14 protein-coding genes are annotated in these 14,010 nt (G+C 65.4%); 8 read left to right on the top strand and 6 right to left on the bottom strand.

Going from position 1 to position 14,010, the window contains the following annotated elements; genetic code table 11:
* Together FJ471_RS07455 and FJ471_RS07460 are read left to right on the top strand one after the other, a co-directional pair.
* The gene (locus FJ471_RS07455) at positions 1–786 is read left to right on the top strand and encodes a coniferyl-alcohol dehydrogenase (RefSeq protein ID WP_140802575.1); all 786 of its coding nucleotides are present in this window, start codon (positions 1–3) and stop codon (positions 784–786) included.
* Positions 787–826: 40 nt separating this feature from the next.
* Positions 827–2,272 (top strand): aldehyde dehydrogenase, encoded by a 1,446-nt coding sequence (locus FJ471_RS07460; RefSeq protein ID WP_140802525.1) that lies wholly within the window; start codon positions 827–829, stop codon positions 2,270–2,272.
* A 15-nt stretch (positions 2,273–2,287) separates the two neighbouring features.
* On the opposite strand, the gene FJ471_RS07465 is transcribed toward FJ471_RS07460, so the two are convergent.
* Positions 2,288–2,785 (bottom strand): MarR family winged helix-turn-helix transcriptional regulator, encoded by a 498-nt coding sequence (locus tag FJ471_RS07465; RefSeq protein WP_140802526.1) that lies wholly within the window; start codon positions 2,783–2,785, stop codon positions 2,288–2,290.
* 84 nt (positions 2,786–2,869) lie between these two features.
* Here FJ471_RS07465 and FJ471_RS07470 point away from each other — a divergent pair, with 84 nt between their 5' ends.
* From FJ471_RS07470 to FJ471_RS07490, 5 genes are read left to right on the top strand one after another with little or no spacing between them, the layout of a single operon-like run.
* Positions 2,870–3,856 (top strand): ABC transporter substrate-binding protein, encoded by a 987-nt coding sequence (locus FJ471_RS07470; protein WP_140802527.1) that lies wholly within the window; start codon positions 2,870–2,872, stop codon positions 3,854–3,856.
* Positions 3,857–3,899: 43 nt separating this feature from the next.
* Positions 3,900–4,700 (top strand): ABC transporter ATP-binding protein, encoded by an 801-nt coding sequence (locus FJ471_RS07475; protein ID WP_140802528.1) that lies wholly within the window; start codon positions 3,900–3,902, stop codon positions 4,698–4,700.
* Positions 4,697–5,491, top strand: coding sequence for an ABC transporter permease (locus tag FJ471_RS07480; RefSeq protein ID WP_140802529.1), 795 nt, complete (start codon positions 4,697–4,699; stop codon positions 5,489–5,491). Before FJ471_RS07475 ends, FJ471_RS07480 begins: the two co-directional genes overlap by 4 nt.
* A complete protein-coding gene (locus FJ471_RS07485; RefSeq protein ID WP_140802530.1) occupies positions 5,488–6,261 on the top strand; it encodes an ABC transporter permease in 774 nt (257 codons plus the stop codon). The genes FJ471_RS07480 and FJ471_RS07485 overlap by 4 nt, the downstream gene beginning before the upstream one ends.
* A gap of 2 nt (positions 6,262–6,263) precedes the next feature.
* A complete protein-coding gene (locus FJ471_RS07490) occupies positions 6,264–7,925 on the top strand; it encodes an alkaline phosphatase family protein (protein ID WP_140802531.1) in 1,662 nt (553 codons plus the stop codon).
* Positions 7,926–7,929: 4 nt separating this feature from the next.
* Here the strand turns inward: FJ471_RS07490 and FJ471_RS07495 are convergent, their stop codons facing one another.
* The 5 genes from FJ471_RS07495 to FJ471_RS07515 all read right to left on the bottom strand — a co-directional run bounded on the left by FJ471_RS07495 (position 7,930) and on the right by FJ471_RS07515 (position 12,827).
* The gene (locus FJ471_RS07495) at positions 7,930–8,784 is read right to left on the bottom strand and encodes a sugar phosphate isomerase/epimerase family protein (RefSeq protein WP_140802532.1); all 855 of its coding nucleotides are present in this window, start codon (positions 8,782–8,784) and stop codon (positions 7,930–7,932) included.
* A gap of 1 nt (position 8,785) precedes the next feature.
* A complete protein-coding gene (locus tag FJ471_RS07500; RefSeq protein WP_140802533.1) occupies positions 8,786–9,562 on the bottom strand; it encodes an ATP-binding cassette domain-containing protein in 777 nt (258 codons plus the stop codon).
* Positions 9,559–10,551: an ABC transporter permease gene (locus tag FJ471_RS07505; protein ID WP_140802534.1), complete on the bottom strand. Its 993-nt coding sequence runs from the start codon at positions 10,549–10,551 to the stop codon at positions 9,559–9,561. Before FJ471_RS07505 ends, FJ471_RS07500 begins: the two co-directional genes overlap by 4 nt.
* Before the next feature lie 147 nt (positions 10,552–10,698).
* Positions 10,699–11,688: a substrate-binding domain-containing protein gene (locus FJ471_RS07510; RefSeq protein WP_140802535.1), complete on the bottom strand. Its 990-nt coding sequence runs from the start codon at positions 11,686–11,688 to the stop codon at positions 10,699–10,701.
* Between the two features lie 62 nt (positions 11,689–11,750).
* The gene (locus FJ471_RS07515) at positions 11,751–12,827 is read right to left on the bottom strand and encodes a LacI family DNA-binding transcriptional regulator (RefSeq protein ID WP_140802536.1); all 1,077 of its coding nucleotides are present in this window, start codon (positions 12,825–12,827) and stop codon (positions 11,751–11,753) included.
* Between the two features lie 143 nt (positions 12,828–12,970).
* Between FJ471_RS07515 and FJ471_RS07520 the strand changes: the two genes are divergently transcribed.
* The gene (locus tag FJ471_RS07520) at positions 12,971–14,002 is read left to right on the top strand and encodes a hydroxyacid dehydrogenase (protein ID WP_140802537.1); all 1,032 of its coding nucleotides are present in this window, start codon (positions 12,971–12,973) and stop codon (positions 14,000–14,002) included.
* Positions 14,003–14,010 lie beyond the last annotated feature (8 nt).

The following is a 14,010-nucleotide window of genomic DNA, read 5'->3' on the forward strand; positions in this document are numbered from 1 at the left end:
ATCCTGTTCGGCAAGACGATCCTCATCACCGGCGTCGCCTCGGGCATCGGCGCGCGCACCGCGGAACTGGCGGGCCAGCTCGGCGCCGACGTCATCGGCGTCGACCTGCGCGAGCCTGTCGGGCATCAAGGCGTCTTCGTCCAGGCCGACATCTCGTCCAAAGCCGGCGTCGACGACCTCGTCGCGCGGCTGCCGCAGCGTATGGACGCGCTCTGCAACGTCGCCGGCCTCTCCGGCAATACGGGCGCCGCGCCGACGCTCGCCGTCAATTTCTACGGCCTGCGCGCGCTCTCGGAAGCGCTGGCGCCAAAACTTCGCGAAGGCGGCGCCATCGTCAACGTCGCCTCGATCGCCGGCTTCGGCTGGCGCGCCAATCTCAACCGCGCCGCCTCAATGGTCAGCGTCGAGGGCTTTCCCGATATCGCCAGGGTGATTGCCGACCATGCGGTGAAGAACGAGGAAGGCTATCCGGTCTCGAAGGAGCTTTTGCTTCTGTGGACATTTCGCGCCGCGCATCAGGAACTGTTCAAGAGCCGCGGCATCCGCGTCAACGCGGTCAGCCCCGGCCCGGTGGAAACGCCGATCCTGAGGCAGTTCCGCGCGGTCCTCGGCGACGCCAAGGTCGACAGCGATATTGCCCGCGTCGGCCGCGCCGGGACGTCGGGCGACATCGCGCCGGTCGTGCTGTTCCTGTGCTCGGATGGCGCGCGCTGGATCAACGGCGCCAACGTGCCGGTCGACGGCGGCCTGGAAGCATCTATAAACGCCGACGTGCTCGGCTTCTGAGACAATCTGCGACGCTCGATCGGGCGCAAAGGAGAGACCAATGGACATCGGACTTCTGATCGATGGCGACGAGCGGGCAGCGACCGGCAAGGCCTCCTACGAACGCCTGGACCCGTTCACCGGCAAGCTCGCGACGCGCGCCGCCGCCGCAAGCATCGCCGACGCCAACGCGGCCGCCGACGCGGCAGCCGCTGCTTTCGACGCCTGGTCGAAGACCGGACCCGGCGAGCGCCGTACCCTGCTTTCCAAGGCAGCCGACCTGATGGCCTCCAAGGTCGGCGAGTTCACCAAGCTGATGATGGAAGAGACCGGCGCCACAGGCCCCTGGGCCGGCTTCAACGTCATGCTCGCCTCCAACATGCTGCGCGAGGCGGCTGCGATGACCACGCAGATTTCCGGCGAGGTCATTCCGTCCGACAAGCCCGGCACGCTCGCCATGGCGATCCGCCAGCCGGCTGGTGTGTGCCTCGGCATCGCGCCGTGGAACGCGCCGGTCATCCTCGGTACCCGCGCGCTGGCGATGCCGCTCGCCTGCGGCAACACGGTGGTGTTGAAGGCCTCCGAAATGTGCCCCGGCACGCATCGCCTGATCGGCCAGGTGCTGGTCGAGGCCGGCCTGCCCAAGGGTGTCGTGAATGTCGTCACCAATGACCCGAAGGACGCGGCGGCAATCGTCGAGGCGCTGATCGCGCATCCGGCGGTGAAGCGCATCAACTTCACCGGATCGACCAAGGTCGGCCGCATCATCGCCGAGCTCTCCGGCCGCCACCTCAAGCCCGCCTTGCTCGAGCTCGGCGGCAAGGCGCCACTGGTGGTGCTGGACGACGCCGACATCGACGCCGCGGTCAATGCCGCTGTTTTCGGCGCCTTCATGCATCAGGGCCAGATCTGCATGTCGACCGAACGCCTGATCGTTGACGAGAAGATCGCCGACGAGTTCGTGGCCAAGCTCGCGGCGCGTGCCTCAAAACTTCCGGCCGGCGATCCGCGCGGCCATGTCGTGCTCGGCTCTCTGATCAGCAGCCAGGCCGCCGACAAGATGGAGGAGCTGATCGCCGACGCGACCGCGAAAGGTGCAAAGCTTGTGGCTGGCGGCAAGCGCAGCGGCACGGTCGTTGAAGCCACGCTCCTCGATCACGTGACGCCGGCGATGCGCGTCTACGCGGAAGAATCCTTCGGCCCGGTGAAGCCGGTCATTCGCGTGAAAGGCGAGGACGAAGCGGTGCGCGTTGCCAATGACACCGAATACGGCCTGTCCTCCTCTGTCTTCAGCCGTGACATCCGCCGCGCCATGGCTGTCGCCGCGCGCATCCAGGCCGGCATCTGCCATATCAACGGGCCAACGGTCGGCGATGAGGCGCAAATGCCGTTCGGAGGCGTCAAGGGCTCGGGCTATGGCCGCTTCGGCGGCAAGGCCTCGATTGCCGAATTCACCGACCTGCGCTGGGTGACGATCGAGGATCCCGATCAGCACTACCCGTTTTGACGGAGCTCCCTGGTTTCAGGCAGTCGTCAGCACCCGGAACAGCTTGTCGAGCAGCGTCACCAACTGCTGCTGCTCGTCTCGCGTCAGGTCGACGAACATTTCCTTGTTGAGGGTCCAGGCGAACTCCATGATTTCGGCGTAGAGCCTGTCGCCCTCCGGCGTCAGCGCGAGATCATTGACGCGGCGGTCCTCGCTGCTCACCGACTTCTCCAGCAGCCCGCGCTCGATCAGCCCGCTGACATAGCGGCTGAGTTGCCCCTCGTCCTGTTGCGTGGCCCGCGCCACGGCGCGCACCGAGGGCCGGCCGAGATATTTCACCACGGCCAGCGTGCGCCACTCGCCAAGCGTGATGCCATAGGTGCTGACGAGCACGTTCTGCGCCTGCCGGTCATTGACCCGCGTCAGCAGGGCCAGGCGGTAGGAGAACATGTCGCGGATATCGTTCGGCCTCTCCCAGGGGGGCGGCGTCGGATTGAGGGCATCGTCGTAAGGCGTCGGTTTATTGATTGACATTGTCAGGCAATTCCTTGATAGTGTCAGACAATTGGGTGCCACGAAACGAGCACCGCGGCAAGCGACAGGTTGGAGGAGAAGAAAATGTCGAAAGCCTTGAGACGCCGGCTCGGGCGCGGCCTCGCCGCGGCCCTGGTCACAGGACTGGCCGCCTTTGCCTGCGCCACCGGCGCAATGGCGGAAAACACCAAGCTGCGCTTTGCCTATCTGCTTGCCGATTCCGACCTGCCGATCTTCGTCGCCCAGAAGAAGGGCGCCTTCCAGGCCGCGGGCCTCGATGTCGAGCTCACCGAAGTGCAGGGCGGGCCGGCGGTCGTCGCCGCGATCGCTTCGGGCTCGGCGGACGTCGGCTATGCCGCGCCGGTGCCGCCGATCAACGCACGCCTCAACGGCGTGATGGTCAAGATGGTCATGGCGCTCGGCCATGAGGTCGATCCCGACAAGAAATTCCTGTGGCTGGTCGCCTCGAAGGCATCCGGCGCCAGGGACCTGGGCGGCCTCAAGGGCAAGAAGATCGCGTTCAACGCCAATGGGTCGCTGTGTGAATTGGCCTGGCGCGATCATCTCGCCCAGGCCGGCATGAGCATGGACGACGTCCAGGTCGTCATCCTTCCCTTCCCGCAGCAGGAAGCCGCCCTCGAGCAGGGCGCCATCGACGCCACCTGCACCGTCAATCCCTTCTTCGCCTCGATGTCGAGGAATGCCGAGGTCGGCGCCCAGGTCGTGGCGTCGGGCGTGCTTGCCGACGAGAGCAAGCCGATCCTCAACGACGTGATCTTTGCCGGCGACGACTACATCGCCGCCAATGCACAAAGCCTGAGGACTTTCGGCAAGGTGATCTTCGACGCCCGCAAGGAGCTGCTCGCCAACCGTGCCGAACTCGAGGCGGCCGCCGTCGAGTTTCTCGGGCTGACGCCCGAGGCCGCCAAGGATTTCAACCTGCCGATCGTACGACCCGAGGTGAGCATCGGCGAGGCCGACGTGCAGCCGCTGCTCGACGCCATGAAGCGCGCCGGCATGTTGACGCAGGACATTGCCGCCGGCGACATGGTCGCCAACATGGCGCCGTGACATCATCATCGGCAGGGCTGCCCAGGCCTGCCGGGAGGAAGCGATGGACATCGTGTTGAAAGTCGATGGGCTCACCAAGTCCTATGGCCGCGGCGCCGACGCCGTCCGGGTCCTCGGCGGCATCTCGTTCGAGGTCGAGCAAGGCGAGTTCGTCTCGGTGGTCGGCCCATCCGGCTGCGGCAAGACCACGCTTCTCTTCGCCATCGCCGGCCTGCATTCGCTGACCTCCGGATCGGTGCGCCTGAAAGGCCAACCGGTGACCGCGCCGCCCAAGGGCGTGGCGGTCGTCTTCCAGGATTATTCGCGCTCGCTGTTTCCCTGGAAGAACAGCCGCGACAACGTCGCCTTCGGCATGGCCCGCATCGGCGGCCGATCGGCGGCCGACAAACGCGCCAAGGCCGAGGCGATGCTGGAGGCCGTCGGCCTTGGCGGCTTCGGCGACAAATATCCCTGGCAGCTTTCCGGCGGCATGCAGCAGCGCGTCGCCATCGCGCGCGCCCTTGCTTCCGAAAGCGAACTGCTTTTGCTCGACGAACCGCTGGCCGCCGTCGACGCGCAGACGCGATCCGACATGCAGGACCTCCTGCTCGACATCGCCATCCGCTTCCGCCAGACCTGCCTGCTCGTCACCCACGATGTCGACGAGGCCGTCTATATGGCTGACCGCGTCGTGGTGCTGACCAGGCGGCCGACCACGGTCGATCACGAGATCAGGATCGGCCTCGGCAAGAAGCGCGACCAGATCGCGACCCGCGAGAACCCGGTCTTCCTCAAGGCCCGCCATGACGTGATGACCTCGATCCGCAATTTTCGCGCCGGCGCGCCGGCGAACGCCCTGGCATGAGCGCAGCGTCCCTGACGTCCTTCGGGGCCTTGCACCGGCTGAACGCGATCGTTTCCTTTCTCCTCATCGCGGCCGCCTGGCAGCTGGTTGCGGTGTCGGGCGCCGTTCCCGCCAAATACTTTCCCGACATTCCAGCGATCGCTTCCGCCTTCTGGTCCATGCTGACGTCGGGCGAATTGCCCGGCGCGGAGTTGAGGACGCTGACACGTGCCCTGACGGGGCTGGCGGGAGCATCGATCCTCGGTGTCGGACTGGCGGTGTTGAGCGATCTCTCACCGGTCTTCCGCCGCGGCTTTGCCCCGGTCGCCGCGCTGATCCAGCCGATCCCGCCGGCCGCCCTGGTGCCGATGGCGGTCTTCATGCTTGGCCTCGGCCCGAGCCTCTACGCCTTCATCATCATTCTGGTCACGGTCTGGCCGCCCTATTTCAACGGCGTCGCGGCACTTGCCGGCGTCCTCGGCGAGCAGATCCGCAGCGGCCAGATGATGGCGCTGGGACGATGGCAAATGCTGTGGCAGATCAAGCTGCCGGCAGCCCTGCCGGAGATCTTCGCCGGCATCCGCTACGCCTCGACGATCAGCCTCATCGCCGTGGTCGTCGCCGAAATGCTCGCCGGCCATGACGGGCTCGGCTTTCTCCTGATCCGCAAGGCCTTTGCCATCCGCATTCCGGAAGTCTACGCACTGATGTTCGTCTGCGCGCTGAACGGCATCCTGATGACCGCGTTGATCGGCCTTCTGCGCTGGCAGCTCACCGGCTGGCACATGCGCATGACGGAGCAGCCGGCATGAAGGCCGGACTCGGCAAAGGCGCCGCGTCGGGGCTGATCGTGCCTGTGGCGATCCTGCTCGCCTGGCAGGCGCTCGCCTGGCGCGCCGGCACGCCGCTCTTTCCCGGCCCGTGGCAGGTGGCGCTTTCCATCTGGAAGCTCTGGCCGGTGATCGTCGGCCAGATCGGCTACACACTGATGCGGGCATTCGCAGGCTTCGTGGTGGCAGCGGTCCTGATGATCCCGCTCGGTATCCTGCTCGGACGCTTGAAGACGGTCGGCCGGCTGGTCGAGCCGATGATGGATATGCTCGCCACCTTGCCGCCGCCTGCCGTGGTGCCGATCGTCATGCTGTTCGCCGGCACCGGCGACATCGCCAAGATCGTCATCATCGCCTATGCGGCGGCCGTGCCGTTGATCATGAACACTTATGAGGCATCGAAGGGCCTGCATGTGATGGCGAACCAGGTGGCGCGGTCGCTGCGGCTGACGCGCCTCGAGACCATGCTGCACATCGACCTGCCGGCCTCGCTGCCGATGATCGCCACGGGCCTGAGGCTGGCAATCGCCTCGGCGCTGCTGGTCAGCGTCACCTCCGAAATGCTCCTGGCCACCAACGGCATCGGCGTCTTCATCCAGCGCCAGCAGGAAAACTTCCAGATCGCCGGCGGCCTCGCCGCCATCGCCTTCATCTCGGTCATCGGGCTGATCATCAACAACCTCGTCTTCCAGTTGGAAAAGCGCTGGTTGTTCTGGCATTACCGCTCGTCCGAGAGCCATTCAGACGGATAGCAATGACTTCAAAGCGCAACGTCCTTTTCATCATGTGCGACCAGCTGCGGTTCGACTATCTCAGCTGCGCGGGGCACAAGACCCTGAAGACGCCGAACATCGACCGGCTCGCCAGCCGCGGCGTGCGCTTCACCAACGCCTATGTGCAGTCGACGGTATGCGGCCCCTCGCGCATGAGCGCCTATACCGGCCGTTATGTCCGCTCGCACGGCTCGACGCATAATGGCGTGCCGCTCAGGGTCGGCGAGCCGACGCTGGGCGATCATCTGCGCGAGGTCGGCGTGCGCGCCGCGCTAATCGGCAAGACGCATATGACCGCGGACGAGGAAGGCATGGAGCGCCTTGGCATCGCCAAAGACTCCGTCATCGGCGTGCGCGTCGCCGAATGCGGCTTCGAGCCGTTCGAGCGTGACGACGGCCTGCACCCCTCGACCAGCTACGACCCCGATCCGGCCTACGATACCTATCTGCGCGAGCACGGCTTCGACGCCGAAAATCCCTGGGAGCATTGGGCGAATTCCGGCGAGGGCGAGAACGGCGAGAATCTCAACGGCTGGCTGCTCGTCCACGCCGACAAGGCGGCGCGCATCCCGGAGGAGCATTCAGAGACGCCCTACATGACGCGACGCGCCATGCGCTTCATCGAGGAGGCTGAGGCCAAGGGTGAAGCCTGGTGCGCGCATCTTTCCTACATCAAGCCGCACTGGCCCTATATCGTGCCGGCGCCCTATCACGACATGTATGGCAGCGCCGACATCCAGCCTCCGATCCGCAGCGAAGCGGAGCGCATCTCGCCAAACCCGATCTTCGAGGCCTTCCAGCAGGAGCGCTACTCGAGGAATTTCTCGCGCGACGAAGTCCGCGAGACGGTCATCCCCTGCTACATGGGTCTCATCAAGCAGATCGACGACCAGCTCGGCCATCTGTTCGACTTCATGGAGAAGCGCGGCCTGTTCGAGAACACGCTGGTCGTGTTCACCTCGGACCATGGCGACTATCTCGGCGACCATTGGCTTGGCGAGAAATACCTCTTCCACGACGTGGCAGTGAAGGTGCCGATGATCGTCTACGATCCGCGCCCCGAAGCCGACGCCACGCGCGGAACGGCTTCCGCTGCGCTGGTCGAGATGATCGATCTCGCGCCAACCTTCCTCGACTATTTCGGCGGCAAGGCCAAGCCGCATATCCTCGAGGGCCGCTCGCTGCTGCCGCTTACATCCGGCGAACGCAAAAACCTGCGCAACCATGCCGTCAGCGAGTACGACTACAGCGGCGATGCCGCGCGGCTGAAACTCGCCATGCCGGTCTCGGACTGCAAGCTCTACATGATCACCGACGGCCGCTTCAAACTCGTCCATGGCGAAGGCGTGGAGCCGATGTTCTTCGACCTCGAAAACGATCCGGGCGAGTTGCGCGACCTCGGCCGCGAGCCGTCGGCGGCCGCCGGCATCGAAAGGCTGCGCAAAGCGCTGATGCGCTGGCTGGCGCTGCCCAACAACCGCATCACCGTTCCCGACGAATGGCTGACCGAGATCGACGACAAGATCGGGCACTTCGATCCGATCGTCGGCTCGGGCGTGCTCATCGGCTATTGGGACGAGGCCGAGCTTGCCGAACAGCAGGAGGCGCGCCGCCAATGGCTGGCGCGCCGGGTCAGCAAGTAGCTTCTTAACCGAGCGTCAGCCCGGCCTTCCTCGCCTCCTCGCGCAGGAACGGCAGGCCGACCTCGATCACATCGCGCGGGTCCTCGGCCACGGGGCGCCACACTGCCAGCCCGCCGGCAATGTCGACATCGACATGGTTCATGCTTTCCAGCGTGATCGCGCCCTGATAGCCGATGTCGGCGATCGCCTTCATGCAGGCGGCCCAGTTCAGCATGCCGCGCCCCGGCACGCCGCGATTGGCTTCAGACACATGCACATAGCCGAGATAGGGCGCCGCCGCCTCGAAACCGGACGCGAAACTCTCCTCCTCGATATGCATGTGGTAGGTGTCGAGATGGATGAAGATGTTGTCGGCGCCGACGCGCTCGATGATGCGCGCCGCATCGATGCCGCGATTGATCAGATGCGTCTCGTAGCGATTGCAGGGTTCGATGCCGAGCTTGAGGCTGCGCGACTTCGCCGACTTCGCCGCGCGTTCGAGGAAGCGGCACATGCCGTCGATCTCTCGCTGTGTCGGCGCCCGCCCGGTGGTCTTGCCGATCGTGCCGTAGGTGACGCCGCCAAGCGCCTCGGCGCCCACCTCGTTGCAGACCTTGAAGGCGGGCTGCAGGAAATCGAGCGCCTCGTCCGGCCGCTCGACCACGTCGAGCGCGCGCGGCAGGCCGAGCGACGGGATAAGCTGGACACCGTAGTGATTGGCAAAGCCGCGCGTGCGCTTGGTATCGATCTCCTCGGGGCGCAGCAGCGGGATCTCCATCAGGCCGATGCCGAGCTCCTTCAGCCGGTCCATCTGCGGCTCGATGCGGGCAAGGTCCCAGACCGGAGCGATGGCGAAAGTGTGCAGTCCGAAGGTGTTCATGTCAGCCTCGTTCTTCATGCGCCGCCGCTGCGGCCGTATCGCCGCCGCCGACAATGCGGCTGACGACTTCGTTCATATTGGTGTTGGCGGTGACGAGATCGGCATCCGCCCTGCCGTGACGTAGCACGACGATGCGGTCGGTGACCGACAGCACGTCGTTCAGCCGGTGCGAGATCAGGATGACGGCGATACCTTCCGACCTGAGCCGCCGGATGAGGTCGAGCACGCTCTGCACCTCGCGCACCGCAAGCGCCGCCGTCGGCTCGTCCATGATGACGAGCTTCGGGTTGAAGGTCAGCGCACGCGCGATCGCGACCGTCTGCTGCTGGCCGCCGGAGAACGAACCGACCGACCGGTTTATCGACGGCAGGTGCGCGCCCAGCCGCTCGATCATCCTGGCGGCCTGGCGGTCCATCTCGCCTTTGTCGACGAAGCCGGGGAACAGGCCGAACAGCCGCTTCGTCGGCTCGCGTCCGAGGAAGATGTTGGAGGCCACGTCCTGCTGCTTGGCCAAAGACAGATCCTGGTAGATCATCTCGATGCCAAGGCGCCGACGTTGGCCTGGATCCAGTGCCAGGATGTCCTTGCCGTCGAATTCGATCGAGCCGGTGTCGGCCCGGTAGATGCCGGTGATGGTCTTCATCAGCGTCGACTTGCCGGCGCCATTGTCGCCGACCAGCCCCACCACCTCGCCGGCCGCCACAGACAGATCGACGCCATGCAAAACGTCGACCGCGCCGAAGCTTTTGCGAATGCCACGAAGCGAAAGCAAGGTCATACGCGCGACTCCTTCCGCACCTGGTACTGGTCGATAAAGACCGCGAGGATCAGCACCGCGCCGATTGCCATCTGCTGGTAATAGGACTGCACCGCAAGCAGCGTCAGCCCGTTCTGCAGGACGCCCATGATCAGCGCGCCGATCATCGTGCCGAGGATCGAGGCGCGGCCGCCGAAGAGGTTGGTGCCGCCGATGATCGCCGCCGTGATGGCGGTGAGCTCGTAGTTGATGCCGGCGGTCGGATCGCCGGCGTTGACCCGGGCGGTAAAGAGCAGGCCCGCGAGCCCGGCCAACGCGCCGGAGAGCGTGTAGATAATACGGCGGTGATGCTCGACGCGGATGCCGGCCGCGCGCGCCGCACCCTCGCTGTCGCCCAGCGCCAGCGTGTGGCGGCCGAAGCGCGTATAGGCAAGCACCGCATGCGCGACGATCGCGGTGACCACGAGTATGATGACCGGCATCGGAATGCCGAATGGCCTGCCCTGGCCGATATAGACGATCTCAGGCGGCAGGCCGTAGATCGCCCTGCCCTGCGAGATGACCAGCGCCAACCCGCGCGCCAGGCCCAGCATGCCGAGCGTGACGATGAAGGCCGGCACGAAGGCGCGGGTGACCAGCTGCCCGTTGATGTTGCCGGCGATCCCACCGGCCAGGATGCAGGCGATCACCGCCAGCACTGACGGCCAACCGAGATTGACCGCGACGAAGGCGCCGGCCACGCCGGCAAGGCCCATCACCGAACCGAGCGACAGATCGAGCCCGCCCGAGCCGATGACGAAAGTTGCGGCTATCGCCAGCACGCCGATCGTCGAGGTCGCGAGCAGGATGTTGAGGAAATTGCTGAGCGACAGGAAATAGGGCGACAGGAGCGCCATCGCCGTGCTCAGCGCCAGAAGCACCACCAGCGACTCCAGCCTGATGTGGAGCCTTTCGACGGATGCGCGCTGCACCCGAGCCCAGAAGCCGGGCTGCGTCGTTTCGGAAGCCATTTTTCCACCCTTCGGGTAGGGGAATAGGGGAGTAAGGCAGTAGGGGAGTAGGGAAGGCAAGGAAGGTGGGGGAGACCGGTTGGAGAAGCGCAAACCATCATTTCTCCCTACTCCCCTACTGCCTTACTCCCCTACTCCCTTCCTTCCTCACTTCACATATTGCAGCATCGGTTCCTTGCCGGCATCGATCACGTCCTTGGTCAGCACCAAAGTCGGCACGGCGATGCTGTCCTCGACCTTCTCGCCGGCCAGCGCCTTCTTGACGTTCTCGACCGCCTGCTTGCCGACCAGATAGGGAAGCTGCGCCACCGAGGCGTTGAGGCGGCCTTCCTTGATCGACTTCACCGCGTCCGAATTGCCGTCGACGCCGATGATCGTCACCTGCGGACCTTTGCCGGCCGCGTAGACCGATTCCACCGCGCCGAGCGCCATGCCGTCATTGGCGCAGAAGATGGCGACGAGATCTGGATGCGCGGTCAGCGTATCGGTGGCGATCGAGGCGGCCTTGCCGCGATCCCAGTCGCCGGGCAGCGAGGCGACGATTTCGAGCCCCGGCGCCAGTTCCTTCAGCTTGTCGGCGAAGCCCTTGGCGCGCTTCTCGCCGGTGATGTTGCCCGAAAGGCCCTCGATCACCAGCACCGGACCCTTGGCGTCCTTGCCGAGCTTGTTGGCGAGATATTCCGCGCCCTGCGCGCCGGCGGCGATGTTGTCGGAGCCGATATGGAAGGTCACCTTGACGCCTTCCTTGTCGAGCACCGCCTGGTCGAGATTGTTGTCGAGGTCGACGATCTTGATGCCGGCGTCCTGCGCCGACTTCAGGCATGGCAGGAGGTTCGTCGAGTTGATGGCGGCGGTGATCATCGCCACCGGCTTGCGCTCGAGCATGGTGTTGCACAGGTTGAGCTGCGGCTCGGCCGCCTGGTCGCTCTCTGCCGCCTGCTGGAAATACTTGACGCCAGCTTCTTTGGCGCCGTCCGCGACGCCCTGCGCCATCGCGCCCCAGAACGGATTGGCCAGCGTCTTCATCAGCACACCATATTCGCCGTCCTCGGCCTTGGCGGCGCCGACGGCGGAAAACGCGAGCACGGCGCCCACGGCCAGGGTAAATCGATTTATCTTCAGGAAATGCGATGTCATTCGATCCTCCGTTTGATCCTTGGGCGCCGGATGCCTCGGCCAGGGCCGGCGCTAACTTTCGTTCACGACAATGGGGGCTGTTGTCGGTCTCCTCCCCCGGAATGCGGGCCGCTGCCTGGCGAGCCAACGGATTCCCGCATCAACACCTGGCAGGGCTCGAGCCGCGCCGTGGGTGGTCCCACGGCGCCCTCGACCCTGCGAAACAAGAGGTTCATCGCCTCGCTGGCGATGTGGCGCACCGGCTGCACCACGGCCGCGATCGCCGGCCACGTCACCTGCATCCATTCGGCATCGTCGAAGCCGACCAGCGAGATGTCGTTCGGGCAATGCCAGCCACGCCGGCGAAACTCCGACAGCGCGACGAGCGTGCCCTTCAAAAGCAGTGAATAGACGGCGGTCGGCCGCTCGCCCCTGGCAAAGTAATCGCGCAGCGAAGCCCTGAGCGGCTCGACGCTGACTTCCGAAGTGATGACGTCGATGCGCGCTGATGGATCGAGCGCCAGCGCCTGGGCGCGAAAGCCCTCCAGGCGGGCGCGCACTGTCGCCGCCTGCTCGGCAAGGCCGATGACCAGGATATGGCTGTGCCCCTTGCCGACCAGCATCCGCGCCACCTCGGCGCTGGCGGCCGCGCTGTCGGCCGATACCGTATCGAAAGCGTCGTCCGAGAGCACGCGGTCGATCAGCACGCCGGTCATGCCGTTGGCTTTCATGAAGGCAGCGGCCGGCCCGTGCTCGTTGCGCACCGGCGCAAGCACCACGCCCGCAACGCGCCAGTCATGCATGCGGGCGAGGATCTCCTTCTCGCGCGCTTCGGATTCACGGCTCGAGGCGGCGACAAGTGTGTAGCCGCGCTGCTCGGCAAGGCCTTCCAACTCGGTGACCATCTGCCCGAAGAACTCGCTTTCGAATTCCGGCATGATGGCGCCGATGATGCGGCGCTTTGCCCTGCGCATGTCGGAGGCAAGGGGATCGACGCGGTAGCCCAGACGCTCGACGGCATCGAGGACGCGCTGCGCGTTTTCAGGCTTCACGGTTGTGACGCCGGCCAGCACCTTTGAGACGGTGGCCGCGGACACGCCGGCATGGCTTGCCACGTCGTGTATCGACGGACGCCGCTGTCGGGCTTCCTGTTGCGTCATTGACCTCCTCCCGAGGACTGGCAGCCGCGTGCTGCCTCACTAATGTAACGGTAAATCGATTTTTCGTAGTTGTAAATCGTTTCATCGGGAGTAAGACTTGAATATGTAATTGACGCGATCCAATCGCGCCCGGGAGGAACAACATGTCCGACAAAACCTTGCCGCTGGTGATCAGCGCGCCTGAACCGCGCACGCTGGACCTGATCTTCACGCCGCCGCAGCTGGCGCTGTTTCGCAAAAAATATCGCATCGTCGAGACAACGCCTGAAGGCGTGGCGGAGTTGCCGCCGAATGTGCTGGCTGAAGCGCGCTACATCGTCGGCCAGCCGCCGATATCGCCTGAGACGCTGGAAAAGCTGAAGGCGCTGCGCTGCGTCTTCAACGTCGAGACCAACCTCCTCAACAACATGCCTTATGAGACATTGTTCGCGCGCGGCATCCATGTCGTCACCACCGGCCTTGTTTTTGCCGAGCCGGTAGCGGAGCTCGGCCTCGCCATGGCGCTGAACCTCGCGCGTAACATCGTCGACGCCGACCTCGCGTTCCGCCAAGGCGAGGAATTGTGGGGCGGTGACGGCAACCAGTCCGCGCGGCTTCTCTCCGGCGCCGATGTCGGCATCATCGGCTTCGGCGATCTCGGCCGCGCGCTCAACCGGTTGCTGGCCGGCTTTCGCACCCGCACCAAGGTCTATGATCCGTGGCTGCCGCCGTCGATCCTGATCGACAATGGCGTCGAGCCGGCCTCGCTGAACGAGGTGCTGTCGCAAAGCGATTTCGTCTTCGTGGTCGCTTCGGTCACCAGCGAGAACCAGGGTTTTCTCGGCGCGGACTCCTTTGCCAAGATGCGCAAGGGCGCCGCCTTCATCCTGCTCAGCCGCGCCGGCGTCGTCGATTTTCCGGCGTTGATGGCGGCCGTGAAGAGTGGCCACATCGTTGCCGCCAGCGACGTTTTCCCGGAGGAGCCGCTCGCGCCGGACCATCCCGTCCGCGCCCTCCCCGGCTTCCTGCGTTCGGCGCATCGCGCCGGCGCGCTCGACCTCGCCTTCAAGCGGATGGGCGACATGGTGCTGGAGGATATGGACCTTATCGATCGCGGGCTGCCGCCGCTGCGCTCCAAGCGGGCGGAGCGTGAGACGGTGTCGCGCATGCGCTCCAAGCCGGTCGACAGGAACTGAGGACAGCC

This window comes from Mesorhizobium sp. B2-7-1 (genome assembly GCF_006440735.1).
Taxonomy (GTDB): Bacteria; Pseudomonadota; Alphaproteobacteria; order Rhizobiales; family Rhizobiaceae; genus Mesorhizobium.